The sequence below is a fragment of the Escherichia sp. WS1450 genome (assembly GCF_046487395.1).
GTDB classification, from domain to species: domain Bacteria; phylum Pseudomonadota; class Gammaproteobacteria; order Enterobacterales; family Enterobacteriaceae; genus Escherichia; species Escherichia coli.
Map to the genome: position 1 here is coordinate 1 of NZ_JBJQJO010000149.1, position 705 is coordinate 705.

Sequence of the window (705 nt, forward strand, 5' to 3'; positions counted from 1 at the left end):
TTGGTTTGGGAGATGGCTCGGGGCGTTACAGCAAAACTGTCGTTTTTTCATCGTCGGGTTCATATACGTGGCCAGCTGACGTAAAACGAATTGACGTTATTCTGACTGCGGCGGGCGGCGGTGGCGGTGGATGTAACGCGGAGAACGCAAATCAGACATTTTCAGGGGCTGGCGGAGGAGCCGGAGGTACTGTTTTTGCCACTATTTATGCGACAGACAACGATGCCGGGCCAGGAACCTATACAGTGACAATTGGCAGCGGTGGTAGTGGTGCCAATGGGTCAGGGTCTGGAAATAATGGCGGTAATAGTTCGTTCATGACATTAACTGCGCTCGGCGGCCAGGGTGGGCAATGGGGCGGCGCTACAAATACCGCTGGCGGGCGCGGTGGCTCAGGCTCTGGCGGTTATAAAACTGAACAAGGCGGAGACGGTTCAGACGGACAGGCGGGCCAGGCGCTATTAGTAGGCAATGGGGCATCGAGCTATTGGGGTGGCGGCGGCCGCGCTGGGCAACTGAGCGGTAATCCTGGAGTTTGCTCTGGCTCCGGCGGCGGGGGTGCATACGATAATAGCTATTCACACACGTCAGGACGTGGCGGGCACGGAGCTAATGGCGTGCTGGTAATTCGGGAGTACATGTAAATGAATGATATCTATGCAGTTGTTGATAATAACGTTGTTATTAATGTCATTATCTGGGACG

Annotated in this window: 1 protein-coding gene; it reads left to right on the forward strand. The window is 54.9% G+C overall.

The window, feature by feature from the left end; all coding sequences use genetic code 11:
* A partial coding sequence (locus ACJHYR_RS28025) for a glycine-rich domain-containing protein (protein ID WP_410233229.1) occupies window positions 1-644 on the forward strand: 644 nt, incomplete at its 5' end.
* Between the last annotated feature and the right edge of the window lie 61 nt (window positions 645-705).